The following is a 25,288-nucleotide window of genomic DNA, read 5'->3' as shown; positions in this document are numbered from 1 at the left end:
CGCGCCCCCGGCCGCGGCGTCGCCCTGCCGCTGGCCCGCTCCCAGGCCTATGCGGCGGCGGAGAAATGGCCGGAGGCCGAGGCGGCGGCCCGCGCCGCCCTGGCCGAGGAGGCGAACAACGCCCCGGCCCGGCGGCAGCTTGCGGCGCTGCTGGCCCGCGGCGGCGACGCCCAGGGCGCCGAGGCGCTGCTGCAGGAGGGGCTGCGTAGCCAGCCGCAGGAGCCGCTGCTGCAGCAGGCGCTGCTGGGGCTGGTGAACGAGACCCGCGGCGCCGAGGCGGCGCTGGCGCTGGCCGACCGCCTGGGGCGGGAGCCGGCAATGCAGCCCAATTCCCGGCTGCTGAAGCCGGAGCTGCTGCTGAGCCTGCGCCGCCCGGCCGAGGCGGCGCAGGCCTATGCCGCGCTGCTGGCCGCCGCGCCTTCCGCCGCGCTGGCGCTGCGCACCGCCGGGGCCTGGATGGCCGCCGGCCGGCCGCTGGATGCCGAGGCGGTGCTGACCAATTGGCTGCAGCGCGAGCCGGGCGAGGTGGAGGTGCTGAACCTGCTCGCCCAGCTCGACATCCAGGCGGGGCGGACGGAGCTGGCGGCGCACCGGCTGAACGCCGTGCTGCAGCGGGCGCCGACCAACAGCGTGGCGATGAACAACCTGGCCTGGCTGCTCTCCCAGCAAGACAGCCCGGAGGCGATCGCCCAGGCGCGGGAGCTGGCGGAGCGCGCCTATTTCCTGCTGCCGACGCCGGAGACCGCCGACACGCTGGGCTGGGTGCTGGTGCGGCTGGGCGAGGCGCAGCGGGCGGTGCCGCTGCTGCGCGCCGCGGTCTCCGTCAGCCGGCGCGGCGCGGCGCAGGATGCAGGCGGGGTGTACCGCCTGGCCTTCGCGCTGCGGGCGGCGGGGGACAAGGCGGAGGCGCAGCGCATCCTCACCCTGCTGCTGGACCAGGTTCCGGCCTTCCCGGAACGCGGCGAGGCCGAGCGGCTGCAGGCGGAGCTGCGGGCCTCCCCGTAAGCGCCTGCCGAAGCGGCCGCGCCGCCCTCCTTCCGGGGGCGGCCGGCTAGGCTGTGCGAGGCCGCCGGAGGCCGGCCTCCCGGGACCGCGCAGCGTTCGGTGGGAGATCCGGGGCCGCCCTCCCCGGCGCGGCGGTGTGCCGCAGGCGCCTGGGCGTGGCTGCGCCGGGGCGGGCCTGCTGAGTCGGCGGAATGCTGCACCGCGGCGGTCGTTTTCCGCTTGACCTTGCGTCGTCAATGGATTAGCGACTCCGCCGGCGGTCCATGCCGCCAGCCCGCCGTCATTGGCGGACCGGAAAGGGACGGGCCGTCACGCCGCCCCGCATCCGGGTCCTCGGCACCATAAGCTGCCCGCCGGACCAAGCCGTGCCCGCATCTCAGGCGGGAGCGCAGGACACCGACCCGTTCCCCCAGGGGCGGGCCCTTCCAGGAACCAGAGACCGCATGGCATCTGCCACCACCCTCGCGCCCAGCGCGGGGACCGAAGACTTTGCCGCCCTGCTCGACGCCACGCTCGGCCCGGATACCGGCTTCGCCGGCTCCGTCGTCACCGGCCGGATCATCCGCGTGGATGATGATTTCGCCGTGGTCGATGTAGGGTTGAAGAGCGAGGGGCGCGTTCCCCTCAAGGAATTCGCCCCGCAGGGGCAGAAGCCGGAGATCAAGGCCGGCGACGTCGTGGAGCTCTTCGTCGAGCGCTACGAGGACCGGGACGGCTCCATCGTCCTGTCGCGCGAGAAGGCGCGGCGCGAGGAGGCCTGGACCAACCTCGAGAAGGCTTACCAGGCCAATCAGCGCGTCAACGGCGTGATCTTCGGCCGGGTGAAGGGCGGCTTCACCGTCGATCTCGGCGGTGCGGTGGCCTTCCTCCCCGGCTCCCAGGTCGATATCCGCCCGGTGCGCGATGTCGGCCCGCTGATGGGCAGCCCGCAGCCCTTCCAGATCCTCAAGATGGACCGGGCCCGCGGCAACATCGTGGTGTCGCGCCGCGCGGTGCTGGAGGAGACTCGCGCCGAGCAGCGCAGCGAGCTGATCCAGGGCCTGAAGGAGGGCATGATCCTCGACGGCGTGGTGAAGAACATCACCGATTACGGTGCGTTCGTCGACCTCGGCGGCGTGGACGGGCTGCTGCACGTCACCGACATCGCCTGGCGCCGCATCAACCACCCGAGCGAGGCGCTGACCATCGGCCAGCCGGTGAAGGTGCAGGTCATCCGCTTCAACTCGGAGACCCAGCGCATCAGCCTCGGCATGAAGCAGCTGATGTCCGACCCGTGGGATGGCGTCGCCATCAAGTACCCGGTCGGCGCCAAGTTCAGCGGCCGCGTCACCAACATCACCGACTACGGCGCCTTCGTGGAGCTGGAGCCGGGGGTCGAGGGCCTGGTCCATGTCTCCGAGATGAGCTGGACCAAGAAGAACGTCCATCCGGGCAAGATCGTCGCCACTTCGCAGGAAGTGGACGTGATGATCCTCGACGTGGACGAGCCGAAGCGCCGCATCTCGCTCGGCCTGAAGCAGGCCCAGGGCAACCCCTGGGAGCTGTTCCTCGAGGCCCATCCGCCGGGCTCCGAGGTCGAGGGCGAGATCCGGAACATCACCGAGTTCGGCCTCTTCATCGGGATCGGCCCGGATATCGACGGCATGGTCCACATGTCCGACATCTCCTGGGACGAGCCGGGCGAGCAGGCCATGGCCCATTACGAGAAGGGCCAGGTCGTCAAGGCCAAGGTGCTGGATGTTGACGTCGAGAAGGAGCGCATCTCCCTCGGCATCAAGCAGCTCCAGGCCGATCCGGCGGCCGAGGTGCTGGACAAGGTCAAGAAGAACGACATTGTCACCTGCGTCGTCACCGCCGTTCAGGCGAATGGCATCGAGGTGAAGGTGGACGATGTGCTGACCGGCTTCATCCGCCGCGCCGAGCTGGCCCGCGACCGCGGCGACCAGCGCCCCGAGAAGTTCGCGGTGGGCGAGAAGGTGGATGCCAAGGTCGTGGCCGTGGACCGCGCTGCCCGCCGCCTCTCCCTGACCATCAAGGGCAAGGAGATCGAGGAGGAGCGCGAGGCGATGAAGGAGTACGGCTCGACCGACTCCGGCGCCTCCCTCGGCGACATCCTGGGTGCCGCCATCCGCCGCCGCCGCGAACTGGCCGGCGAGGAGTAGGCCGACACCCCTTCGGGGCTTCGGCGCAGCGGCCGGCGGGGCAACCCGCCGGCCGTTTTTCGTTGGCGGCAACGCAAGACTTGCAGTGAGGTGGGTCTGTATATACATTTTGTGTGCAGCCAAGCGGAGGAACCCATGCAGTCGACCTATCGGAGGCCCTTCCGGGGCCGTCGCGTGAGGGGCGACCATCATGGAGTTCATTTGGGACGAGGCTAAGCGGGAGTCGAACATCGCCAAGCACGGCTTCGACTTTCTCGATATCTGGCAGCTCTTCGCCGGCGAGTATCTTTACGGCGCTGCCAATCCGGGACCTGGCGGCGAAGAACGCTTTTTGGCGACGGGGCTGGTGAACGGCCTGTGCGCTACCGCGATTTGCACCATGCGCGGTGAGACGATCCGGGTCATTTCGCTCCGGAGGGCTAGGCGGAATGAAAGAGAACGCTACCAGGCGCTATTCGGCGGATGAGTTGCGCGCCCGCGCCGCGCGCGGGGAGAGCCGCACCGATGCCGCGCGTATCGAGGCGATGTCCGAGGCCGAGCTGGAGCGGTCGATTGCGGCCGATCCCGATTGGCAGGGCGTGCCGGAGGATTGGTACCTGAAGGCGGAGGCGGTGATGCCCCGCCCCAAGGTCGCGGTCAGCCTTAGGCTGGATGCCGATTTGGTGGAGGAGTTCCGCGCCTCCGGCCGCGGCTGGCAGACCCGGATCAACGCCATTCTCCGCGCCTACAGCCAGGCCAGGAAAACGCCGGCGGCCGAATAGCAAGCCAGGCCGGGGCCGGTTCGGTCGCCGGCGGGTTCAGGGGCGCGGGCATGGCCACGACAACCTGCTGCCGGCACCCTGGGGCCAAGCCCCAGCCGTTGCCCTCCGCCACCCGCCACCCAACATCCTGGCCGAAACGCCGGATCCCGTATGTCCCTCGACGCCGACCTCCTGATCGACCGCCGCCGCCTGAAGCGCCGCCTCGCCCTGTGGCGCGGCTTGGCCGTGCTGCTGCTGCTGGCCGGCGCGCTCACCTTCGCCGCCCGCGAATCCGGCCTGTCCTTCCCCGGCCGCGAGCATGTCGCCCGCCTCACTGTGCAGGGCTTCATCGGCGATGACCGCAAATTGTTCGAGGCGCTGGAGGCGCTGGGCGAGGATCGCGCCACCCGCGCCCTGATCGTCGCCATCGACAGCCCCGGCGGCAGCGTCGGCGGTGGGGAGGCGCTGTATGCCACCCTGCAGCGCCTGCGGGAGAAGAAGCCGGTGGTCGCGGTGATGCGCGGCACCGCCGCCTCCGCCGCCTACATGGCGGCGCTGGGCACGGACCGGGTCTATGCCCGGGACTCCACCGTCACCGGTTCCATCGGCGTGCTGCTGCAGGCCGTGGATGTGTCGGAGCTGGCGGCGCGGCTCGGCGTGCGCGGCGAGGCCATCGTCTCCGGCCCGCTGAAGGCCCAGCCCAACCCCTTGCAGCCGCTGAGCCCGGAGGGACGGGCGGCGCTGCAGGCGGTGGTGCAGGACATGTACGAGCAATTCCTTGCCAAGGTCGTTGCCGCCCGCCGCCTGCCGGAGGAGAAGGTGCGGGCGCTGGCGGATGGCCGTGTCTTCACCGGCCGGCAGGCGCTGGCGGAGGGGCTGATCGACGCCATCGGCGGCGAGGCGGAGGCCCGGGCCTGGCTGGCGGCGGAACGGCAGGTGCCGGAGAGCCTGCCGGTGCGGGAGGTGGAGACCCGCGGCCCGGCCGAGCGCCTGTTTGGCGCATTGTTCCAGGGCTTTTGGAAAAGCGTGATTTCAGAATGGCTTGGCGTTGACGGGCCGCGCCTCCTCTGGCAGCTTCCGGGCTGAGGGAGTTTGGGGACGATCGCCATGACGAAAAGCGAGCTGATCGCGCAATTGGCGGCGGAGAATCCGCATCTGCGCCAGCCGGACATAGAGCTGATCGTGGCGACGATCTTCGACGAAATCACCGCGGCGCTGGCGCGCGGGGACCGGGTGGAGCTGCGCGGCTTCGGCGCCTTCTCCGCCAAGCAGCGGGACCCGCGCACCGGCCGCAATCCGCGCACCGGCGCGGCCGTGCCGGTGGCGGGGAAGTCCGTGCCCTATTTCAAGCCGGGCAAGGAGCTGCGGGAGCGGGTGAATGGTGGTGAACCGCAGGCGCCCTTGCGCGCCCGGGCGGCGGAGTAACGCATGTTCCGACTGATTCTGCTGGCGCCGCTGCTGATTTTGCTGGTGCTGTTCGGGCTCTCGAACCGGGAGGAGGTGGCGCTGCGCCTCTGGCCCTTCGACCTGGCCTGGGCGGTGCCGCTCTCCGTCGCGGTGCTGCTGATCGCCGCGGTGTTCTTCCTGTTCGGCGCCTTCATCGCCTGGGCGGCGGCGCTGCCCTATCGGCGCCGGGCGAAGGCGCTGGAGAACACCAACCGCATTCTGCAGGGGGAGGTGGCCGAGTTGCGCGCCAAGGAGGCGCGGGAGGTGGGGCCGGTGCCGCCGCCGGCCAACAGCCTGGCCCGCATCACCCGCCCGGCGGCCTGAGCGGCCACATGCTCCCCCGCCCTGCGCGCGCTGCGGACCGGATCATTCCGGCGATCGACACGTCGGACCCGGCGCGGGCCATGGCGCTGGCGCACACCCTGGCGCCCGGCTGCGGTGCGGTGAAGCTGGGGCTGGAGCTGTTCACCGCCGCGGGGCCGGAGGCGGTGCGGCAGGTGGCGCCGCTGGCGCCGGTCTTCCTCGACCTGAAGCTGCATGACATCCCGAACACCGTGGCCGGCGCGGTGCGCAGCCTGCTGCCGCTGCGGCCGGCGATGCTGACGCTGCATGCGGCGGGCGGCGCGGCCATGGTGGCGGCGGCGCGGGAGGCGGCGGAGGCGGCGGGCGCGGCGCGACCCATCCTGCTGGCGGTGACGGTGCTGACCAGCCTCGACGCCGCCGCCTTGTCCGAGACGGGGGTGGCCGGCGGGCCGGTGCAGCAGGTGCTGCGGCTGGCGCGGCTGGCGCTTGCGGCCGGGGCGGATGGGCTGGTCTGCTCCCCGCGCGAAGTGGGACCGATCCGCGATGCCTTCGGCGAAGCGCCGCTGCTGGTGGTGCCGGGCGTGCGGCCGGCGGGCAGCGCGGCCGGCGACCAGGCCCGCACCGCGACGCCGGCCGAGGCGGTGGCGGCGGGGGCGGATTGGCTGGTGATCGGCCGGCCCATCACCGGCGCGGCGGATCCGGTGGCGGCGCTGGCGGGGATTGCGGCGGGGCTGCCGGGATGACTCTCGTCAAGATCTGCGGGGTGAATGACGCGGCGGGGTTCGACGCCGCGGTGGCGGCGGGCGCCGATCTGCTGGGCTTCGTCTTCTACCCGCCCTCCCCGCGGGCGGTGACGCCGGCGGTGGCGGCCGGGCTGTCCGCGCGGGCCGAGGGCGGGCCGCTGCGCACCGGGCTGTTCGTGGACCCCGAGGATGCGCTGATCGAGGCGGTGCTGGCGGCGGTGAGGCTGGACCTCATCCAGCTCCATGGCGCGGAGGATCCGGCGCGCGTCGCGGCCATCAAGGCGCGCTTCGGCCTGCCGGTGATGAAGGCGCTGGGCATCGCGACGCCCGGGGATCTGGCGGCGCTGGCGGATTTCGCGCCGGTCACGGACCGCTTCCTGCTGGACGCCAAGCCGCCGCCGGGGGCGACGCTGCCCGGCGGCAATGCCGCGCCCTTCGACTGGCGGCTGACGGCGGGGCGGGTGATCCCGCGCCCCTGGCTGCTGGCGGGCGGGCTGACGCCGGAGAGCGTGGCGGAGGCGCTGCGGCAGAGCGGGGCGCCGGGGGTGGATGTGTCCTCTGGCGTCGAGAAGGCGCGGGGGGTGAAGGACCCGGCGCGGATCGCGGCCTTCGTGGCGGCGGCCAGGGGCGGCTGATCGGGAGGGGCGTCGCGGCAGCGCCGCGCCATTCCCCAGCTTCCCGCCAAGGGCCCCTGGAAATCATGATCTCGGACCCGGCCGTTCGACTTGCCGACCCCAGGGGTCCAGCGGCCACTCCGCTTGGCAGGAGCGGAGGAGGCACAGCGTTCAGGGAAGTGACAGCGCCCCTTCAACCGAATCAGCCGGGCTCGATCCGCCAAGTGGCATTGGTTGTGCGGGCCGATGAGCGTGTCTGCCGTGGTCGGTGGCGCATGATCCTCTCCCCGGCCGGTGGGATGGCGCTGAGGAAGGTCTGCATCGGGGTCTTGCCGTAGCACCGCCTGCTTCGGGGAGGCCTGTGCCGGTTGTGTCTGGCGGCCCAGCACCCGCTCCCGGAAGGCGCGGCTCGCCCCCAGCCCGGCCCAGGGTGGCCGCTATTGATACTGCCGGTCCAATGCGCCATCTTCAGAGCGCCATGCGGTCCATCCCGGTTCATCGCTGCCGCTTCCTGCTTCACGCGGGAAATCTGCTCGCGGGCTCTCAGCCCCGGGCCTGACCGTGCGCGCCGTCGGCGCGCCCTCCGGCCCGGGGACTCCCTCCCCAACGCAACAGTGTGACGCATTGCCTCCGCCGCCGCGGTGAGCCGCGCGTCATCCTATCCGGAGGACTGCCCGTGACATTCCAGGTCTCGATCTGCGCCGTCTGCGGCAACGCCGTCGCTGCCCCCGCCGACATCTGCTACGCCTGCGACACCGCCGCGGCGCCGGCCACGGCATCGTCGCGCCCCATCACCGTGGGCACTCCCGTCTTGTCGGTGCGCGACTTCACAGCCCTGGAGCGCTTCGCGCGGCTGCGACTCTCGCCGACCGGGGTGGTCTATGCGGCGCTGCTCACCAAGCTGGAGCAGTCGCGCATGCTGCCGGTCGATGCGGCCGTGCCAAGCATTGCCTCGCTCGGTTCGCGCGTCGTCTTCTCGGTCGATGGCGGCACGGCGGAAGGGCGCGTGCTCGTGCTCCCGCCGCAGCACTCGCCGGCCGGATGGACCTTGCCGGTGACGGCGCCGCATGGCCTCGCCCTGCTGGGCCACGCAGCCGGTGCGGCGGTCACGGCCATCCGCCGCGACGGTACCGCCGAAACCCTCCGCCTCATCGCGGTCACGCATGAGGCGGATGCAGCGGCCGGCGATCCGGCGAACGATCGTCGTGAGGCGGAGGAGACCGGGGCCGACGCCCCGGCGCTGCCGAGACTGCGGCGCGTCCGCCCCGGACCCGCCTCGGCCTGACCACAGCCGGCCCGGCAGCACGGGCGCGCCGGCGACAACCATGCCTGGAACCGAGCCTGCGCTGCCGCACGGGCCAGAGAAGGATCAAGAGAGATGAATGCTGTAAGCCCGCGACACGGGGGCCGGCGCGCGACGGCCCATGCCGCTCCGCCCATCATCCTTTCCACCGCCGATGAGGAGCGCCTGTCGCGCCTTGCCGCTGCCGCGTCGCAGCGGTCCCCCGAGGTGGCCGAGCGCCTCCTCGGCGAGATCGATCGTGCCCGGCTGCTGCCGCCCGAGAAGATGCCGCCCGACGTGGTCGCGATGCATTCCTATGTCGAGTACAGTGACGAGGCGACGGGCGTGGTGCGCCATGTCCAGCTCGTCTATCCGCATGAAGCCGATATCGCGTCGGGCCGCATCTCGGTGCTCACCCTCGTGGGGGCCGCCTTGCTTGGCCTGTCCGCCGGCCGGTCCATCCGCTGGCCCACGCAGCAAGGGCATGAGCGCGTCCTGACCGTCCTGCGGGTCTCGCCGCAACCTTTCGAGGCAGCGGAGGCCTGAGCCGGCCGCGCCTGGTGCCGGGGGCCGCCGCCGGGCCTGTCCCGGCGGCGCGAGGGCGCCGTCTCGACCGGGGCCGATTGGCACCGCTGGCGGCCACGCCGGGCCGCGGGCCACCATGCGCGCCTTCGCTCCCGACGCCGCCGCCCGGCGCGACCCTGCCCGGTGGCAATGCCGCGCCCTTCGACTAGCGGCGGGGCGGGTGATTCCGCACCCCTGGCTGCTGGCGGGCGGGCTGACGCCGGGAAGCGTGGGAGAGGCGCTGCGCCAGAGCGGGGCGACAAGGGGCGGATGTGTCCTCGGGCGTGGAGAAGGCGCGGCGGTGAGGGACCCGGCAAGGATCGCGGCCTTCGTGCGGCGGCGCGGGGTGGGTGATCCAGAGGGGCTCAGCCATCCCTCCGCGAGCCGAGCGCTTCGGGCCCCGTGGCTCAACCACGGACGCAAGGGTTGAAATCAGTCCTTCGCCCCTTTGCGGGTGGGGTTGGCGCGCTGCGCCCAAGGAGGAGAGCGTGGCCCTTCCTCTTTGCCGCAGGCCGGTCCGCCTTCCCCCTCCGCCCCGCCTGTTCTATGAGCCAGGGCTTCGGACGGGGACGACACGTGAACAAGCCTCTGCCCAACACCTTCCGCCAGGGCCCGGATGCACGCGGCCGCTTCGGCCAGTTCGGCGGCCGCTTCGTCGCCGAAACCCTCATGCCGCTCATCCTCGAGGTGGAGGCGGCCTATGAGGCCGCGAAGCGGGACCCCGAATTCGACCGGGAGTGGCGCTACCTGCTGACGCATTACGTCGGCCGGCCCAGCCCGCTTTGGCTCGCCGAGCGCCTCACGGCTCACCTCGGCGGCGCGAAGGTGTACTTCAAGCGGGAAGAGCTGAACCACACCGGCGCGCACAAGATCAACGCCGTGCTGGGCCAGATCCTGCTGGCGAAGCGCATGGGCAAGACGCGCATCATCGCCGAGACCGGCGCCGGCCAGCATGGCGTCGCCACCGCCACCGCCTGCGCGCTGTTCGACCTGCCCTGCACCGTCTTCATGGGCGCGACCGATGTGGAGCGGCAGCAGCCCAACGTCTTCCGCATGAAGCTGCTGGGCGCCGAGGTGGTCCCCGTCACCTCCGGCGCCGCGACGCTGAAGGATGCGATGAACGAGGCGCTGCGCCACTGGGTGGCGAACGTTGCGGACACCTATTACTGCATCGGCACCGTCGCCGGCCCGCACCCCTACCCGGCCATGGTGCGGGACTTCCAGAGCGTCATCGGCATCGAGACGCGGGAGCAGATCCTCGCCGCCGAGGGCCGCCTGCCGGATGCGCTGGTCTGCGCCGTCGGCGGCGGCTCCTCCGCCATGGGGCTGTTCCATCCCTTCCTCGATGATGAGGGCGTCGCGATGTACGGCGTCGAGGCCGCCGGCCGTGGCGTCGATACCGAGGAGCACGCCGCCTCCATCAACCGGGGCCAGCCCGGCGTGCTGCATGGCAACCGCACCTACCTGCTGCAGGACCGCCACGGCCAGATCATCGAGGCGCATTCGATCAGCGCCGGCCTCGACTATCCCGGCATCGGCCCGGAGCATTCCTGGCTGCATGAGGCGGGCCGCGTGACCTACGTGACCGCCACGGATGACGAGGCGCTGGCCGCCTTCCAGCTCTGCTCGAAGCTCGAGGGCATCATCCCGGCGCTGGAATCGGCGCATGGCCTGGCCGAGGTGATCAAGCGCGCGCCGACCATGCAGAAGGACGGGATCATCGTCCTCAACCTCAGCGGCCGCGGGGACAAGGACATCTTCACCGTGGCGCATCATCTCGGGGTGAAGCTGTGACCGGGTCCGATCGCGGAGCACCGCAGCGTGGCGAGGAGCCGAGCGTGAACCGGCCCCAGCAGGCATCGCGCATCGCTGCCAAATTCGCGGAGCTGAAGGCGGCGGGGCGCGGCGCGCTCGTCACCTATCTCCAGGGCTATGACCCGGATCCGGCCACCTCGCTGGCGCTGCTGCGCGGCCTGCCGGGGGCCGGGGCCGACCTCATCGAAGTGGGCGTGCCCTTCACCGACCCGATGGCGGACGGCCCCTCCATCCAGCGCGCCGCGCTGCGGGCGCTGAAGGCGGGGGCGACGCTGGCCGGCGTGCTGGCGCTGGTGCGGGATTTCCGCAAGGAGGACAGCACCACCCCCATCGTGCTGATGGGCTACTACAACCCCATCCTGGCCTATGGCACGGAGCGCTTCTGCACCGATGCCGCTGCCTCCGGCGTCGATGGGCTGATCGTGGTGGACGTGCCGCCCGAGGAAGCCGACGAGATCGAGCCGCTGACCAGGGCAGCGGGCCTCGACCTGATCCGGCTGGTGGCGCCGACGACGGACGAGGCGCGGCTGCCGCGCGTGCTCGCGGCGACCAGCGGCTTCATCTACTACGTCTCCATCACCGGCATCACCGGCACGAAAAGCGCCAGCAGCGCCAGCCTGGCCGAGGCGGTGCCGCGGCTGCGCAAGCATACTGAGCTGCCGATCGCCATCGGCTTCGGCATCCGCACCCCCGCCCAGGCGGCGGAAGCGGCGAAGCTGGCGGATGGCGCGGTGGTGGGCACGGCGCTGGTGGATACGCTGGCGGCGAGCCTGGACGAGCAGGGGCGGGCAAGGCCGGAGACGGTCAGGCTGGTGCTGGACCAGGTGCGGGGGCTGGCGGAAGCCATCCGTCAATCGTGAGGAGGGCTCTGCCCTCCTCACACTCCTCCCGCCAAAGGCCGAAGGGCCTTTGGAAACCTTGAGTCAGCGCACGACACCTCGGACAGCGAGGGCCACCTCCACGGCGTTCGGGGTGTCCGAATGCAGGCAGATGCTGTCGCGGCCGACGACGACATCCACGCCGCCGAGGCTTGCCGCGAGGCCTGACGTCAGCGCCCTTGCGCAGCGCTCCGCCGCCAATGCCGGGTCCACCGGCGCGTGCTCGCGCGTGATGATCAGCCCGCCGCCATCGGCATAGTCGAGATCAGCATAGAACTCCGCGACGAAGCGGTGGCCGCGGGTGGGGTAGACGCTCTCATGCAGCGTGCCGGGCATGCCGAGGATTGGCACGCCGAACACGTCCGCCGCGTCGCACACCGCCTGCGCCACGGGATCCAGCCGCGCCGCCATGCCGTAGAGCGCGCCATGCGGCTTGATGTGGTGCAGCGCCATGCCCTCCGCGCGCAGCATGCCGGCCAGGGCGCCGATCTGGTAGATCAGCGCATCCGCCAGCTCCTCCCGCCCCATTGCCATCTCCCGCCGGCCGAAGCCCTGGCGGTCGGGCAGCGAGGGGTGCGCGCCGACCGCGACGCCATGCCGCTTCGCCAGCCTGACCGTCGCCCGCATCCAGGAGGGATCGCCGGCATGGAAGCCGCAGGCGACATTGGCCAAGTCGATCAGCGGCATCAGCGCCACGTCGTCGCCGATTCGCCAGGGCCCGTAGCCCTCCCCCATGTCGCAATTGATCGTCGCCACGTGCCGCCCTCCCATGCCTGGCATTCCACGGCCCGTCGCAGCCCGGACCGCCCGCTGTCCTGCCGCGGCTTTGCCGCGGCAGGCTGTGCCGAAGCCTCCGGCCCCCAGCGCCTCCCGGGGCCCCCACGAAGGCGCGCTAGCGACTTCGTGGGGAACTAGTCCCGCCAGGGCTGGTCGTTCCAGATGGCTTGGTAGCGGGCGCGGCGGGTGGCGAGCTCGGCGGCGAATTCGGCGGGGCCGGCGAAGCGCAGGGGCAGCATCTGCTGCCGCGCCAGGGCCTGGAATTCCGGCAGCGCCAGCACGCGCTCCGCCGCCCGGGCCAGCCGCTCCACCGCTGGCGCCGGCGTGCCCGCCGGGACGGCCAGGCCGCGCAGCGCCCCTTCCACCAGGTCGTAGCCGGCCTCGCGGAAGGTCGGGGCCTCCGGCGCCAGGGGGCTGCGCGTGGCGGCGGCCTGGGCCAGCAGGCGGAACTGGCCCTGCGGCACCTCCGGCACCGCATCGGCCAGGTTCAGCACGGCGAAGGTGAATTGCCGTGCGGCCAAGGATTGCTTGGCCTGCGCCGCGCCGGCCTGCGGCACGTGCAGCAGCTTGATCCCCGCCAGCCGTTCCAGCGCCAGCGCCGCCAGATGGTCGTCTGAGCCGGTACCGGTGGTGCCGTAGCTGATTCCCTCCGGCTTCGCCCGCGCCGCGGCCACCAGATCGGCGAGGCTCATCCAGGGGCATTCCGCCGGCACGAAGATGGCGTTGGGATTGTCCACGATGCCGGCGACCGGTGCGAGCTGCTCCGGCTGGTAGCGAGTGCGGCGCTCCAGCGGCAGGGTCAGCAGGGGCGGGGTATTGACGATGCCGAAGGTGCTGCCATCCGGCGCCGCCCGGGCCAGGGCGGTGAAGCCGGCCTCCCCGCCCGCGCCGGGCTTGTTCACCACCACCACCTTCTGGCCGATGTCCCGTTCCAGGAAGCGCGCCAGGCTGCGGGCGCCGAGATCGGTGCTGCCGCCGGCGGCATAGGCGACCACCATGGTCAGCACCTCGCCCGGCGGATCGGCCGCGGCGGAGCCGGCCCAGGGGCGGGGCAGGAAGGACGCGGCGAGGGAAGCGGTGCCCAGCAGGAAATGGCGTCGGGTCATCGTTGGGATCCGGCGCGGCGGCGGCGGGGGCGCCGCCGCCATCCGGCGCTAGGGCCGGCCGCTCAATCCGCGGCCAGCGCCATGCGGCTGCGGTTCATGCGCGAGAGCACATGGTCCTCCGCTGCATCCACCACCTTCTCCGTCTGCTCCGGCGTGAAGACATGGCCGGCGCCCGGCATCACCCGGTAGTCGATGCTGATGCCGCGCTGGGTGTTCAGCTTGTCCACCAGCTTCTTCACGGAGGATTCCGGCACCAGCTCATCCTCCGCCCCGTGCAGGATCAGGCCGTTGCAGGGGCAGGGGGCGAGGAAGCCGAAATCGTAATGGCTGGCTGGGGCGGCGATGGAGACGAAGCCGCCCATCTCCGGCCGGCGCATCAGCAGCTGCATGCCGACATAGGCGCCGAAGGAGTAGCCGGCGACCCAGAGGCTGTTGGCGTTGGGGTTCACTGCCTGGAGGAAGTCGAGCGCCGCCGCCGCATCCGAGATCTCGCCGATCCCGCCATCATAGCGGCCCTGGCTGCGGCCCACCCCGCGGAAATTGAACCGCAGGGTAGAAAACCCCATCGCCTGGAAACGTTGGTACAGGGCGTGGATGACCCGGTTGTTCATCGTCCCGCCATGCAGCGGGTGGGGGTGAAGCAGCAGGGCGACGGGCGCATTCGCCTGCTTCGAGTGGTGGTAGCGGCCTTCGAGCCGGCCGTCGGGGCCGGCGAACATGACCTCAGGCATCGTCCCTTGGGTCCAATTCCGGTTGGCCGTGCGCGCCTGGGCTGCCGGAGGAGGGCATGTTGCCGCACCACCGACAAGCCAAGCGCGCACCGACGCTTGGTGGGGAAGTCCTGGCTGGCCCGGCCGTGGCCCCGTGACGGCAGCAGCCACGGAGCGTCGACCGAGCCCGCCGCCTGCCCAATTCCCATCGCGCCGCCCCGGCCTTGCCCCAATGGTTGACTGGGACAGTCGGGTAAAATAGCTTCCCAGGCCGATGCCCCTTGAGGGGGTCACCGAATCGGGACCACGTCGCAATGGTTCTTGTTCAGGCGCCCCCGGACAGGCTCCCGGACCCCGGGGGCGACCAGAATATAGTTAGTCAGCGACGAGTTTCATAACGGATTCAAGGAATGGCCCTCAACTTCCTGCGTAAGCTGTGCGGCATCGCCCCGGATTGCGCCAAATGCTAGGGGGTTGAGCCGTGCGGCTTTCAACCCGCGGTCGATATGCCGTGATGGCCATGGTCGAGCTGGCGATCCGCCAGGCGGCTCACACCGGGAAGTTGCGGCGGGGCGAGGGCTGCCCGGTCAGTTTGGCGGAGATCGCCCAGGCCCAGCACCTCTCCCTCGCCTATCTCGAGCAGTTGTTCGGCCATCTCCGCCGGGCCGGGCTGGTCTGTTCCGCCCGCGGGCCGGGCGGGGGGTACCGGCTGGCCCGGCCGGCCTGCGAGGTCGCGGTGGCCGAGATCATCGAGGCGGTGGACGAGCCGCTGAAGGCGACGCGCTGCGAGGAGGGGGCGCCGGGCTGCCTCGCCGGGCAGAAATGCCTGACCCATGACCTGTGGGAGGAGCTTGGGGAGCAGATCCGGCTGTTCCTGGCGCATGTGACCCTGGCCGATGTCTGCGGCGGGGGCATTGCCGGGCGGGCCGTCCCGCCCCTGCCGCCGCGGATGGCCGCGCCGGCCGAATAGGCTGCTGCCCATGACCTTATATATGGACGCCAACGCCACCGAGCCGCTCCGCCCCGCGGCGCGGGGGGCGGTGCTGGCGGCGCTCGAGGCGGGGGGAAACCCTTCCTCCGTCCATGCCGCCGGGCGCGGCGCGCGCCGGCTGCTGGAAGCGGCGCGGGAGGCGGTGGCGGCGCGTTTCGCGCCTGGCTTCGAGGTGGTGTTCACCGCTGGCGGGACGGAGGCGAATGCCCTGGCCATCCATGGGCTGGGCCAGGGCAGGCGGGTGCTGGTGGGGGCGACGGAGCACCCCGCCGTGCTGGCCGCTGCAGGTCCGGCTGCCACGGTGCTGCCGGTGCTGGCGGATGGCACGCTGGACCTGGCGGCGCTGGAGGCGGTGCTGGCCGAAGGGCCGCCCGCCCTGGTCTGCGCCATGGCGGCGAACAACGAGACCGGAGTGCGGCACCCGATCGCCGAGGTCTCGGCGCTCTGCCGGGCGCATGGCGCGCTGCTGCACATGGATGCGGTGCAGGCGGCCGGGCGCGGGGCGTTGCCGGTGGGGGCGGACAGCATCGCCCTGTCCGGCCACAAGCTGGGCGGGCCGCCCGGCGCCGGCGCGCTGCTGCTGCGGCCCGGCCTGCACCTGCCGGCGCTGATCGCCGGCGGCGGGCAGGAACGCGGCAAGCGGGGCGGGACGGAGCCGCTGCCCGCCCTCGCCGGCATGGCCGCCGCGGTGCCGGAGCCGGGGGAGGCGGCGCGCCTCGCCGCGCTGCGCGACCGGATCGAGGCCGGGCTGCCGGGCGAGGGGGTGATCGCGGGCAGGGGGGCGCCGCGGCTGCCCAATACCAGCCTCATCCTCCTGCCGGGCGTGGCGGCGGAGACCCAGGTGATCGCGCTCGACCTTGCCGGGGTGCGGGTCTCGGCCGGGGCCGCCTGCTCCTCGGGCAAGGTGGCGCGCAGCCATGTGCTGGCGGCGATGGGCTTCGGGGAGTTGGCCGGGTGTGGCATCCGCGTCTCGCTGCCCTGGAATGCGCCGGAGGATGCGGCGGAGCGTTTCCTGGAGGCGTGGTCGGCCATGCGCCGACGGCTCTCGAAAAGCGCGGCCTGAGGGGCCAGACTCCGGGAATGCGCCCGAACCGCCCCATCTACCTCGACAACCACGCCACCACGCCCGTGGACCCGCGGGTGCTGGCCGCCATGCGGCCGTGGTGGGAGGAGAATTTCGCCAACCCGCACAGTGTCGAGCATGTGCTGGGCCGCGCCGCCGAGGCAGCGGTGGAGCAGGCGCGGGAGGCGGTGGCGGCGCTGATCGGGGCGGAGGCGCGGGAGATCATCCTCACCTCCGGCGCCACGGAATCCAACAACCTGGCGATCAAGGGCGCCGCGCGCTTCGCCGCGCAGCAGGGCGGCGAGCGGCGGCGGATCGTGACGCTGGCCACCGAACATAAATGCGTGCTGGAGAGCGTCCGTGACTTGGCGGCCGAGGGATTCGAGCCGGTGGTGCTGCCGGTGCGGCCGGATGGGTTGGCGGACCTCGACCGGCTGCGGGAGACGGTGGATGACCGCACCCTGCTCGTCACCATCATGGCGGTGAACAACGAGATCGGGGTGGTGCAGCCCCTGGCCGAGATCGGCACCATCGCCAAGGCGGCCGGCGCCCTGTTCCACACCGATGCCGCCCAGGGGGCGGGGCGGATCCCGCTGGATGTGGCGGAGCTCCAGGCCGACCTGCTCTCCCTCTCCGGCCACAAGATCTACGGGCCGAAGGGGATCGGGGCGCTCTATGTCCGGCGGCGGCCGCGGGTGCGGCTGGCGCCGCTGTTTTCCGGCGGCGGGCAGGAACGCGGGCTGCGCTCCGGCACCCTGCCGGCGCCGCTGATCGTGGGGCTCGGGGAGGCGGCGCGGCTCGCCGCCATCGAGGGCATGCTGGATGCCGGCCGCATCGCCGGGCAGCGGGACCGGTTCCTGGCGGCGCTCCGGGCGGAGATCCCGGAGGTCCGGCTGAACGGGGATGCGGAACGGCGCGTCCCGGGCAATCTCAACCTCACCTTCCCCGGCATCGCCCGGCAGGGCGAAACCATCTGGCCCGATGCGCAGGCGATCATGGCGGCGGCGCCGGATGTCTGCGTCTCCACCGGCTCGGCCTGCTCCTCGGCAGAGGTCGAGCCCTCCTATGTGCTCCGGGCCCTTGGGATTTCGGAACGCGAGGCACGCGCGACCTTGCGGATCGGGATCGGGCGCTTTACCTCGCCTGCCGATGTGGACCAGGCTGCGGCAGCCCTTGCCGCGGCCTGGCGTCAGGCCCTCGCAGCGGGAGCGCGCCCCTAGATGCCCAAGATGACCTTCGTCGAGCGTGACGGGACCCGCCGGGAAGTCGATGCCCCCCTGGGCCTTTCCGTGCTGGAGATCGCGCACAAGCACGGCGTCGATATCGAGGGCGCCTGCGAAGGCTCGCTCGCCTGCTCCACCTGCCATGTGATCGTGGACCCGTCCTGGTTCGGCAAGCTGGCGGCGCCGACCGAGGATGAGGAGGACATGCTCGACCTCGCCTTCGACCTGCAGGAGACGAGCCGGCTGGGCTGTCAGCTCATCATGACGGAGGCGCTGGACGGGCTGGTGGTGAAGCTGCCCGCCGGCACGCGGAATGCCGGTGGCTGACGGCTCCGATCGCGGAGCCCCGCAGGCCCGGAGGGCCGAGGAGCGGAGCGTGAAGCGGAGCCGCGGCTGGTTCTCCGAGCGCGGAGCCCCGCAGGCCCGGAGGGCCGAGGAGCGGAGCGTGAATCGGAGCCGCTCTTCATGACCGCCTGGGAAGATTTCGGGTCTGCGGGCGGGCTGTACCGGCGGCTGCGGGATGGCTGCGCGCGGGACTGGGTGGCCTATACTTGGCATCCTTTCGTCCAGGGCCTTTCGGACGGCACGCTGCCGCTGGCGGCCTTCCGCCGCTACCTGATCCAGGACTACCTCTTCCTGATCCATTTCGCCCGGGCCAAGGCGCTGGCGGTCTTCAAGGCCGAGAGCATCGAGGCGATGCGGGACAAGACCGCGGCCATCTCCGCCATCCTGTCGGAGACGCTGATGCACCTGCGCTACTGCGCGGAATGGGGCATCCCGGAAGCCGAGGTGCGGGCGACGCCCGAAAGCGCCGAGACGGTCAGCTACACCCGCTACGTCATCGACCGCGGGCTGGCGGGCGACATCCTCGACCTCGAGGTGGCGCTGGCGCCCTGCACGGTGGGCTATGGCGAGGTGGCGCTGCGCATCCTGGCCGACCCGAAGCGCCGGCGGGAGGGCAATCCCTATCAGAGCTGGATCGATACCTATGCCGATCCCGGCTACCAGGCCATGGCCCGCGCCGCGGCCGCGCGGATCGACGCGCTGGGCGAGAGCTTCGGCGGCCATGCCCGCTTCCCGATGCTGAGCGCCACCTTCAGCGAGGCGGCGCGGCTGGAGGCGCGGTTCTGGCAGCAGGGGCTGGACGGGCTCTAGCCATGCAGGGCGCCTTCCGGCTGTTCCCCTTCTCCGTCATCCCCGCCTGCGGGGGGACCACGCCATGAGGATCCTGGTCGCCATGTCCGGCGGCGTGGACAGCAGCGTGGTCGCCGGCCTGTTGAAGGAGCAGGGGCATGAGGTGATCGGCGCCACGCTGCAGCTCTACGACCATGGCGCCGCCGTGCAGAAGAAGGGCGCCTGCTGCGCCGGGCAGGACATCATGGATGCCCGCCGCGTCGCCGACCGCCTCGACATCCCGCATTACGTGCTGGACCGGGAGACGCGCTTCCGCGACGCGGTGGTGGCGGATTTCGCCGCCAGCTACGCGGCGGGGGAGACGCCGATTCCCTGCATCCGCTGCAATCAGACGGTGAAGTTCCACGATCTGGTGGCGCTGGCCCGCGACCTGGGCGCGGAGGCGCTGGCGACCGGGCATTATGCCCGGCGCGTCGAGGGCGCGTCGGGGCCGGAGCTGCACCGCGCCGCCGATCCGGCGCGGGACCAGAGCTACTTCCTGGCGCTGACGACGCCGGCGCAGCTCGCCTTCAGCCGCTTCCCGCTGGGCGGCTTCCCGGACAAGGCGACGGTCAGGGCGGAGGCGGCGCGGCTCGGCCTCAGCGTCGCCGAGAAGCCGGACAGCCAGGATATCTGCTTCGTCCCCGCCGGCCGCTACCATGAGGTGGTGGCGAAGCACCGGCCGGAAGCGGCGGAGCCGGGCGAGATCGTGCATCTGGATGGCCGCGTGCTCGGCCGGCATGAGGGTATCGCCCGCTACACGGTGGGCCAGGGGCGGGGGCTCGGCACCGCCTCCTATGATGGCGAACAGCCGCTCTATGTCGCGGCGCTGGAGCCGGGGCGGCGGCGCGTGGTGGTGGGGCCGCGGGCGGCGCTGCCGCAGGTCGAGGTGCAGGTGGCCGAGGTGAATTGGCTGCGCCCGCCGCCGGCGGGGCCCGTCTCCTGCCAGGTGAAGCTGCGGGCGCGGGAAGTGCCGCAGCCGGCCACGGCCGAATGGGATGCGGCACGCGCCACGCTGCTTGTGCGGCCGGAGGCGCCGGCGATCGCGGCGCCCGGCCAGGCCTGCGTGCTCTATGACGGCGACCGCGTGCTGGCCGGGGGCTTTATCCGCCGCGCGGCGTGAAACCGGGGCGGCCGCTTGCCTTTTTCGCGGCATGCGCACCCTGGCCCTGCTGCTCGCCGCGCTGGCCCTGATCCCGGGCGGCGCGCATCTCTTCGCCCTGCCGAACAAGCTGACGCTGGCGCCGGAGTCCTATCTCGCGGCGCAGCGGGCCTATGATGGCTGGGCCATGCTCGGCGCGCTGCCCATTGCCGCGATCCTCGCCGAGCTGGCGCTGGCCTGGCGGCTGCGGCGGGAAGGGCGCGCGGCTTGGCCCGCGCTGCTGGCGGCGGCGCTGCTGCTGGCCGGGCTTGGCGTGTTCTTCGCCTGGACCTTCCCGGCCAACCAGGCGACGGCCAATTGGACCATGCTGCCACCGGGCTGGGAGGGGCTGCGGCGCGACTGGGAATGGTCGCATGCCGCGAATGCGTTGCTCGGCCTCGGCGCCTTCCTCGCCACCCTCCGCGCTGCGCTGCGCTGAACGGCGCGGGCACATGCTCAATGCACGCGGTGCGGCTCGTGCGGGCTGTCCAGGCTGAAGCTCGGGATGGTCACGTCGAAGGGCTCGCCGGAGCCGCTGTCGATCATGTGGTAGAGGCCGCGCATGAAGCCCGAGGGTGTCGAGAGCGGGGTCCCGGAGGTGTATTCGAAGCTCTCCCCCGGCTCCAGCACCGGCTGCTCGCCCACCACGCCGTCGCCATGCACGCGCTGGGTGCGACCTTGCGCATCGGTGATGAGCCAGGTGCGCTTCAGGAGCTGGACCGTCTGCCGTCCCTCATTGGCGATGGTGACGCGATAGGCCCAGACATAGTGGCTGCGCTCCGGCTCCGACTGGTCGGCCAGGAAGAAGGTGCGGATGGTGACGCGGATGTCGCGCGTCACGGCGGAGTAGTCCTCGGGGCTGCGGGCCATGGCGTCAGCTCCGTGCGGTGGCGAGGCCGGCGCCGATCAGCATGCTGCCGCCGAGCCGGTTGATGCCGCGCCGCAGGCCGGGGCGGGCGATGGCGGCGGAGAGGCGGCCGGCCAGCAGCGCGTAGCCCAGCGCGTTCAGCGCGGCGAGGACAACGAAGCTGGCCACCATGATCGCCGCCTGGGGCAGCCAGGGCGCGGTCGCGTCCAGGAATTGCGGGACGAAGGCGACGAAGAAGGCGATGCTCTTCGGATTCAGCGCCGTCACCAGATAGGCGTCCCGGAAGGCGCGGCGGGGCGGGGCGGCGGGCGGCGCCGCCGCCGCGACGGGGGCGCGCCAGAGCTTCACGCCGAGCCAGAGGAGATAGGCGGCGCCGGCCCATTTCAGTGCGGTGAAGAGGGTGGCGGAAGCGGCAAGCAGGGCGCCGAGCCCGGCCAGCGAGAGGGACATGGCGGCGAGGTCGCCGAGCGCCACGCCGGCCACCAGCGGCAGCGCCGCCCGCCTTCCCCCGCCGAGCGATTGGCCGATGACGAGCAGGATGGTCGGCCCCGGGATCAGCAGCAGCAGGGTGGAGGCGGCGAGGAAGGCCGCCCAGGTGTCGAGTGCCATGCGAAGTGTCTCCCCGGTGCCAGCCTGCCATGGCGGGGCGGGTGGGCGCCAGTTGCGCGTGGATGCCTCGCCCGATGCTGACCGCTCCGGTCGGGCGCCACATGCTCCCTGGTGCCGGGTTCACGCCAGGGCTGCGCGGCAGGCGCACCCTGGCATATGCGCATGGCCGCCTTCGCCCATGCCCCGCCGCTGTCGCTTCGAAGCGCCGTCTTGTGATCGCGAAGGCGCAGTCTTCTTGCCGGACCGCCCATTGCCCTGGCGCGGCTTCGCCGCGCCAGGCTGTGCGAGGCGCCGCTCGCCAGGCGCCTATGGGGTCCCCCGCGGCGGCGCGCAGCGCCGTCGTGGGGACTCAGGCGGCGTCCAGCGCGGCGCCGAGATCCTCGATGAGGTCCGCGACATCCTCCAGCCCGACCGAAAGCCGGATCGTGCCATCGGTGATGCCGAGCTTTGCGCGCTCCTCCGCGCCGATGCGCATATGCGTCGTCGTTGCCGGATGCGTCACCATCGACTTGGAATCGCCGAGGTTGTTGGAGATGTCGATCACCTGCAGCGCGTTGCAGAAGCGGAAGGCCGCCTCCTTCCCGCCCTTCAGGTCGAAGGTCACCAGCGTGCCGCCATCCGTCATCAGCCGCTTCGCCAGCGCATGCTGCGGGTGACTCTCGGCGAAGGGATAGAGGGCGCGCGCCACTTCCTTCCGGCCGCCGAGGAATTCGGCGATGGCGGCGGCGCTGCGGCACATGGCGGGGACGCGCAGATGCAGCGTCTCCAGCCCCTTCAGGATCACCCAGGCATTGAAGGGGCTGATGGAGGGGCCGGTGTTGCGGATGAAGGGCTGCAGCACCTCATCCACCCACTTCTTGCTGCCCAGCACGGCGCCGCCCAGCACGCGGCCCTGGCCGTCCATGTGCTTGGTGCAGGAATAGACCACGACATCGGCACCGAGCTGCAGCGGCTTCTGCAGCAGCGGCGTGGCGAAGACATTGTCCACCACCACCAGCGCGCCGGCCCGGTGCGCCAGCGCCGCGACGGCGGGCAGGTCCACCAGCTCCAGCATCGGGTTGGAGGGCGTCTCCAGCAGCACCAGCGCCGTCGGCTTCGCCAGCGCCGCTTCCCATTGCGCCAGGTCGCCGCCATCGACGAAGACGCCCTCGATGCCGTAGCGCGGCAGCAGGGTGGAGACGATCCAGTGGCAGGAGCCGAAGAGCGCGCGCGACGCCACCACCCGGTCCCCGGCCTTCAGATGGGAGAGCATGGCGGCATGCACCGCGGCCATGCCGGTGGCCGTCAGCCGGCAGGCCTCCGCCCCTTCCAGCGCGGCCAGGCGCTGCTCCAGCATTGCCGTCGTCGGGTTGCCGAAGCGGGAATACTGGAAATGCTGCGCCGTGCCGGCGAAGGTCGCCTCGGCCTGCTCGGCGTTGTCATAGACGAAGCCGGAGGTGAGGAAGAGCGCCTCGGCCGTCTCGTCATGGTTGCTGCGGTTGGTGCCGCCGCGGACGAGCAGGGTGGCGGGGCGGAGCGGGCGTTTGGGCAGGGTCTTCGGCATCACGGGCACCTTGCAAATGCACGGCGTCCGGCCCCCTGCACGGGGCGGGGGATGGCGGGCGCCATCCCTCGGCCGTTTAGCGCGCTTGTTTTCGCCCCTGATGGGGCGCCCGAAGGACCTCGCCGCAAGCTGGCCGGACAAATCGCGAGGAGCAGCTCGCGCCGCCGAGGTCACGCATAGGCGCCTCGGCCAGCCGGGGTCAAGGCCCCGTCTGGACGCCGGGGCCCGGGCGCGGCAGGCTCGGCCCATGCCCGAATGGATCGTCGCCTCCGAGACCGGCCGGCTCAGGGAGGTGCTGGTCTGCCCGCCGGACCATTACCGCTGGCTGCCGACCAACAGCATCGCCCGCCGGACCCTGGCCGGCGGGGGCGAGGCCGACCTGCAGGGGCTGCAATCCCAGCACCGGGAGCTGGTGGCGGCGCTGGAGCAGGGCGGCGCCCGCGTGCATCTCCTGCCGCCCCAGCCGCACCTGCCCTACATGGCCTACACCCGGGATTCCGTGGTGGTGACGCATCGCGGCCCGGTGCTCTGCCAGCTCGAACGGCCGCAACGGCGGGGAGAATACGCGCATCTGCTCGACTGGCACGAGGGCCAGGGGAGCCGCTTCTGGCGCAAGAGCTCGGCCGGGACGCTGGAAGGGGGCGACGTCCATATCCTCCGCCCCGGCCTCGCCCTGATCGGCGCCAGCGGCGGCCGCACCGACCTCGCCGGGGCGGAGCAGCTGGCGGGCTGGCTGCGGGCGGAGGGCTGGGAGGTGCGGATCGAGACCTTCGACGAGCATTTCCTGCATCTCGACGTGCTGTTCTGCCTGGCGGCGCCGGGGCTCGCCGCGGCCTGCCTCGACGTGCTGGATCCCGGCTTCGTGGCCTGGCTCGGCGCCCATGGCATAAGCTGCCTCAACGTGCCCTACCGCGCCGCCATGCAGCTCGGCTGCAACATCCTGGCGCTGGGGGAGGGGCGGGTGATCTCAGCGGCGGAGAGCCGCGATCTGAATGCGGCGTTGCGGGCGGAGGGGCTGACCGTCCTGGACCCGCCGCTTTCGCTGTTTACCGCCGGCGGCGGCGGCCCGCATTGTTTGACATGCCCGCTGGCGCGGGATGCTTGACAGCCCCGCGAAGGCGGGATGAGGACCCCTCCATGAACACCATCACCCCGCGTCCGGTGGACGCCGTCATCGCCGCCGTCCGGGAGTTCCTCGGGGATCGCCTCTCCACCGCCCAGGCGGTACGGGAGCAGCACAGCCGGGGCGAGGACCAGACGCCGCCCACCCTGCCGGATGCCGTCGCCTTCGTGGAGAGCACGGAGGAGGTGAGCCGGATCCTCGCCCTCTGCCATCAGCATGGCGTGCCGGTGGTGGCCTTCGGCGCCGGCACCTCGCTGGAGGGGCATGTGAACCCGGTGCGGCGGGGCATCTCGCTCGACCTCTCGCGCATGAACAAGGTGCTGGAGGTGAATGCCGAGGATATGGACTGCCTGATCGAGCCGGGCGTCACGCGGCAGCAGCTGAACGAGTTCCTGCGCGACCAGGGGATGTTTTTCCCGGTCGATCCCGGCAGCCATTGCACCATCGGCGGCATGTGCGCCACGCGCGCCAGCGGGACCAATGCGGTGCGCTACGGCACGATCCGGGAGAATGTGCTGGGGCTGGAAGTGGTGCTGGCGGATGGCCGCGTCATCCGCACCGGCGGGCGGGCGCGCAAGGCCTCCAATGGCTACGACCTGACGCGGCTCTTCATCGGCTCGGAGGGCACGCTCGGTGTCATCACCAAGGTGCGGCTGCGGCTGCACGGCATCCCGGAGGCGATGTCGGCGGCGGTGTGCCAGTTCCCGGACCTCGCCGCGGCGGTGAACACCACCATCCTCACCATGCAGTCCGGCATCCCCGTGGCGCGGATCGAGCTGCTGGATGCGGACCAGATGGAAGCCTGCATCAAATACTCGAAGCTGGAGGGCTTCCGCCCGGCGCCGACGCTGTTTCTGGAATTCCACGGTACCGAGGCCGGGGTGAAGGAGCAGGCGGAGGCGGTGGAGGCAATCGCCAGCGATCTCGGTGGCGAGGGCTTCGCCTGGGCGACGGATGCCGAGGCGCGCAACAAGCTGTGGAAGGCGCGGCACGACGCCTATTGGGCGGCAGTGAATTTCATCCCCGGCCTGCGCGGCATCACCACCGATGTCTGCGTGCCGATCAGCCGGCTCGCCGATGCCATCGTCGGGGCCAAGGAGGATGCGATCGCCTCCGGCCTCACCACCTGCATCGTCGGGCATGTGGGGGATGGCAATTTCCACCAGGTGATCCTGTTCGACCCCAACGACCCGGCGGGCCTCGACCGCGCCTGGGAGCTGGACCGGAAGATCGTCGCGCGTGGCCTGGCGCTGGGCGGCACCTGCTCCGGCGAGCATGGCGTGGGGCTCGGCAAGCGGGAGTTCCTCGAGGAGGAGCACGGCGCCGAGGCGCTGGCGGTGATGCGCGGCATCAAGCAGAGCTTCGATCCGAAGGGTATCCTCAACCCCGGCAAGCTGTTCAGGAACTGA

The 25,288-nt window shown here is 71.8% G+C and carries 28 protein-coding genes; 22 read left to right on the top strand and 6 right to left on the bottom strand.

What is annotated here, in order from left to right; translation table 11 throughout:
- From NJ376_RS16055 to trpA, 13 genes are all read left to right on the top strand, one after another.
- Window positions 1-1,005: tetratricopeptide repeat protein (locus NJ376_RS16055; RefSeq protein ID WP_252954295.1), on the top strand; the 1,005-nt coding region annotated here is incomplete at its 5' end.
- Window positions 1,006-1,448: 443 nt separating this feature from the next.
- Window positions 1,449-3,167 (top strand): 30S ribosomal protein S1, encoded by a 1,719-nt coding sequence (rpsA, locus tag NJ376_RS16050; RefSeq protein WP_252954294.1) that lies wholly within the window; start codon window positions 1,449-1,451, stop codon window positions 3,165-3,167.
- Window positions 3,168-3,357: 190 nt separating this feature from the next.
- Entirely contained in the window at window positions 3,358-3,633 is a 276-nt protein-coding gene (locus tag NJ376_RS16045; RefSeq protein ID WP_252954293.1) for a BrnT family toxin, read from the top strand.
- A complete protein-coding gene (locus NJ376_RS16040) occupies window positions 3,596-3,928 on the top strand; it encodes a BrnA antitoxin family protein (RefSeq protein ID WP_252954292.1) in 333 nt (110 codons plus the stop codon). Before NJ376_RS16045 ends, NJ376_RS16040 begins: the two co-directional genes overlap by 38 nt.
- A 150-nt stretch (window positions 3,929-4,078) precedes the next feature.
- Window positions 4,079-4,993 carry a signal peptide peptidase SppA gene (gene sppA, locus NJ376_RS16035; protein WP_252954291.1) on the top strand — a complete coding sequence of 305 codons (915 nt, stop codon included), beginning with the start codon at window positions 4,079-4,081 and terminating at the stop codon, window positions 4,991-4,993.
- Window positions 4,994-5,014: 21 nt separating this feature from the next.
- Window positions 5,015-5,332, top strand: coding sequence for an integration host factor subunit beta (gene ihfB / locus NJ376_RS16030; RefSeq protein ID WP_252954290.1), 318 nt, complete (start codon window positions 5,015-5,017; stop codon window positions 5,330-5,332).
- A gap of 3 nt (window positions 5,333-5,335) precedes the next feature.
- The gene (locus tag NJ376_RS16025; protein ID WP_252954289.1) at window positions 5,336-5,677 is read left to right on the top strand and encodes a LapA family protein; all 342 of its coding nucleotides are present in this window, start codon (window positions 5,336-5,338) and stop codon (window positions 5,675-5,677) included.
- A gap of 8 nt (window positions 5,678-5,685) precedes the next feature.
- Entirely contained in the window at window positions 5,686-6,399 is a 714-nt protein-coding gene (gene pyrF / locus NJ376_RS16020; protein ID WP_252954288.1) for an orotidine-5'-phosphate decarboxylase, read from the top strand.
- The gene (locus NJ376_RS16015) at window positions 6,396-7,034 is read left to right on the top strand and encodes a phosphoribosylanthranilate isomerase (protein WP_252954287.1); all 639 of its coding nucleotides are present in this window, start codon (window positions 6,396-6,398) and stop codon (window positions 7,032-7,034) included. Before pyrF ends, NJ376_RS16015 begins: the two co-directional genes overlap by 4 nt.
- A gap of 655 nt (window positions 7,035-7,689) precedes the next feature.
- Window positions 7,690-8,298 (top strand): hypothetical protein, encoded by a 609-nt coding sequence (locus NJ376_RS16010; protein ID WP_252954286.1) that lies wholly within the window; start codon window positions 7,690-7,692, stop codon window positions 8,296-8,298.
- A 93-nt stretch (window positions 8,299-8,391) separates the two neighbouring features.
- Window positions 8,392-8,841 (top strand): nucleoside diphosphate kinase regulator, encoded by a 450-nt coding sequence (gene rnk / locus NJ376_RS16005; RefSeq protein WP_252954285.1) that lies wholly within the window; start codon window positions 8,392-8,394, stop codon window positions 8,839-8,841.
- Between the two features lie 594 nt (window positions 8,842-9,435).
- Window positions 9,436-10,653: a tryptophan synthase subunit beta gene (gene trpB, locus NJ376_RS15995; RefSeq protein ID WP_252954284.1), complete on the top strand. Its 1,218-nt coding sequence runs from the start codon at window positions 9,436-9,438 to the stop codon at window positions 10,651-10,653.
- 44 nt (window positions 10,654-10,697) lie between these two features.
- Window positions 10,698-11,534 carry a tryptophan synthase subunit alpha gene (trpA, locus tag NJ376_RS15990; RefSeq protein WP_252954283.1) on the top strand — a complete coding sequence of 279 codons (837 nt, stop codon included), beginning with the start codon at window positions 10,698-10,700 and terminating at the stop codon, window positions 11,532-11,534.
- Window positions 11,535-11,597: 63 nt separating this feature from the next.
- Here the strand turns inward: trpA and pxpA are convergent, their stop codons facing one another.
- The 3 genes from pxpA to NJ376_RS15975 form a co-directional block, all read right to left on the bottom strand.
- Window positions 11,598-12,308 carry a 5-oxoprolinase subunit PxpA gene (gene pxpA, locus NJ376_RS15985; protein WP_252954282.1) on the bottom strand — a complete coding sequence of 237 codons (711 nt, stop codon included), beginning with the start codon at window positions 12,306-12,308 and terminating at the stop codon, window positions 11,598-11,600.
- A 155-nt stretch (window positions 12,309-12,463) separates the two neighbouring features.
- Window positions 12,464-13,435 (bottom strand): Bug family tripartite tricarboxylate transporter substrate binding protein, encoded by a 972-nt coding sequence (locus NJ376_RS15980; protein ID WP_252954281.1) that lies wholly within the window; start codon window positions 13,433-13,435, stop codon window positions 12,464-12,466.
- Between the two features lie 62 nt (window positions 13,436-13,497).
- Window positions 13,498-14,166: an alpha/beta hydrolase gene (locus tag NJ376_RS15975; RefSeq protein ID WP_252954280.1), complete on the bottom strand. Its 669-nt coding sequence runs from the start codon at window positions 14,164-14,166 to the stop codon at window positions 13,498-13,500.
- A 460-nt stretch (window positions 14,167-14,626) separates the two neighbouring features.
- Between NJ376_RS15975 and NJ376_RS15970 the strand changes: the two genes are divergently transcribed.
- The 7 genes from NJ376_RS15970 (at window position 14,627) to NJ376_RS15940 (ending at window position 20,175) form a co-directional block, all read left to right on the top strand.
- A complete protein-coding gene (locus tag NJ376_RS15970; protein WP_252954279.1) occupies window positions 14,627-15,115 on the top strand; it encodes an Rrf2 family transcriptional regulator in 489 nt (162 codons plus the stop codon).
- A gap of 10 nt (window positions 15,116-15,125) precedes the next feature.
- Complete coding sequence (locus NJ376_RS15965; protein WP_252954278.1) at window positions 15,126-16,199, top strand: cysteine desulfurase family protein; 1,074 nt, start codon at window positions 15,126-15,128, stop codon at window positions 16,197-16,199.
- A gap of 17 nt (window positions 16,200-16,216) precedes the next feature.
- Window positions 16,217-17,419 (top strand): cysteine desulfurase family protein, encoded by a 1,203-nt coding sequence (locus NJ376_RS15960; protein ID WP_252954277.1) that lies wholly within the window; start codon window positions 16,217-16,219, stop codon window positions 17,417-17,419.
- Window positions 17,420-17,749: a ferredoxin family 2Fe-2S iron-sulfur cluster binding protein gene (locus NJ376_RS15955; RefSeq protein WP_252954276.1), complete on the top strand. Its 330-nt coding sequence runs from the start codon at window positions 17,420-17,422 to the stop codon at window positions 17,747-17,749.
- 138 nt (window positions 17,750-17,887) lie between these two features.
- Complete coding sequence (locus NJ376_RS15950; RefSeq protein ID WP_252954275.1) at window positions 17,888-18,577, top strand: TenA family protein; 690 nt, start codon at window positions 17,888-17,890, stop codon at window positions 18,575-18,577.
- Window positions 18,578-18,641: 64 nt separating this feature from the next.
- Window positions 18,642-19,718, top strand: a complete 1,077-nt coding sequence (gene mnmA, locus NJ376_RS15945; RefSeq protein ID WP_252954274.1) for a tRNA 2-thiouridine(34) synthase MnmA — start codon at window positions 18,642-18,644, stop codon at window positions 19,716-19,718.
- A 31-nt stretch (window positions 19,719-19,749) separates the two neighbouring features.
- Window positions 19,750-20,175, top strand: a complete 426-nt coding sequence (locus NJ376_RS15940; RefSeq protein WP_252954273.1) for a hypothetical protein — start codon at window positions 19,750-19,752, stop codon at window positions 20,173-20,175.
- Between the two features lie 17 nt (window positions 20,176-20,192).
- On the opposite strand, the gene apaG is transcribed toward NJ376_RS15940, so the two are convergent.
- The 3 genes from apaG to metZ all read right to left on the bottom strand — a co-directional run bounded on the left by apaG (window position 20,193) and on the right by metZ (window position 22,756).
- The gene (gene apaG, locus NJ376_RS15935) at window positions 20,193-20,606 is read right to left on the bottom strand and encodes a Co2+/Mg2+ efflux protein ApaG (RefSeq protein WP_252954272.1); all 414 of its coding nucleotides are present in this window, start codon (window positions 20,604-20,606) and stop codon (window positions 20,193-20,195) included.
- Window positions 20,607-20,610: 4 nt separating this feature from the next.
- The gene (locus NJ376_RS15930) at window positions 20,611-21,213 is read right to left on the bottom strand and encodes a LysE family translocator (RefSeq protein ID WP_252954271.1); all 603 of its coding nucleotides are present in this window, start codon (window positions 21,211-21,213) and stop codon (window positions 20,611-20,613) included.
- A 349-nt stretch (window positions 21,214-21,562) separates the two neighbouring features.
- Window positions 21,563-22,756, bottom strand: a complete 1,194-nt coding sequence (metZ, locus tag NJ376_RS15925) for an O-succinylhomoserine sulfhydrylase (RefSeq protein ID WP_252954270.1) — start codon at window positions 22,754-22,756, stop codon at window positions 21,563-21,565.
- A 247-nt stretch (window positions 22,757-23,003) separates the two neighbouring features.
- On the opposite strand from metZ, the gene NJ376_RS15920 reads away from it, so the two are divergent.
- Window positions 23,004-23,861 (top strand): dimethylarginine dimethylaminohydrolase family protein, encoded by an 858-nt coding sequence (locus NJ376_RS15920; protein WP_252954269.1) that lies wholly within the window; start codon window positions 23,004-23,006, stop codon window positions 23,859-23,861.
- 32 nt (window positions 23,862-23,893) lie between these two features.
- Window positions 23,894-25,288 carry an FAD-binding oxidoreductase gene (locus tag NJ376_RS15915; protein ID WP_252954268.1) on the top strand — a complete coding sequence of 465 codons (1,395 nt, stop codon included), beginning with the start codon at window positions 23,894-23,896 and terminating at the stop codon, window positions 25,286-25,288.

Origin of the sequence: Siccirubricoccus soli (genome assembly GCF_024178315.1) — a bacterium.
In the GTDB taxonomy this organism is placed as follows: Bacteria; Pseudomonadota; Alphaproteobacteria; order Acetobacterales; family Acetobacteraceae; genus Siccirubricoccus; species Siccirubricoccus soli.
This window is presented reverse-complemented; position numbering and strand designations above follow the sequence as displayed.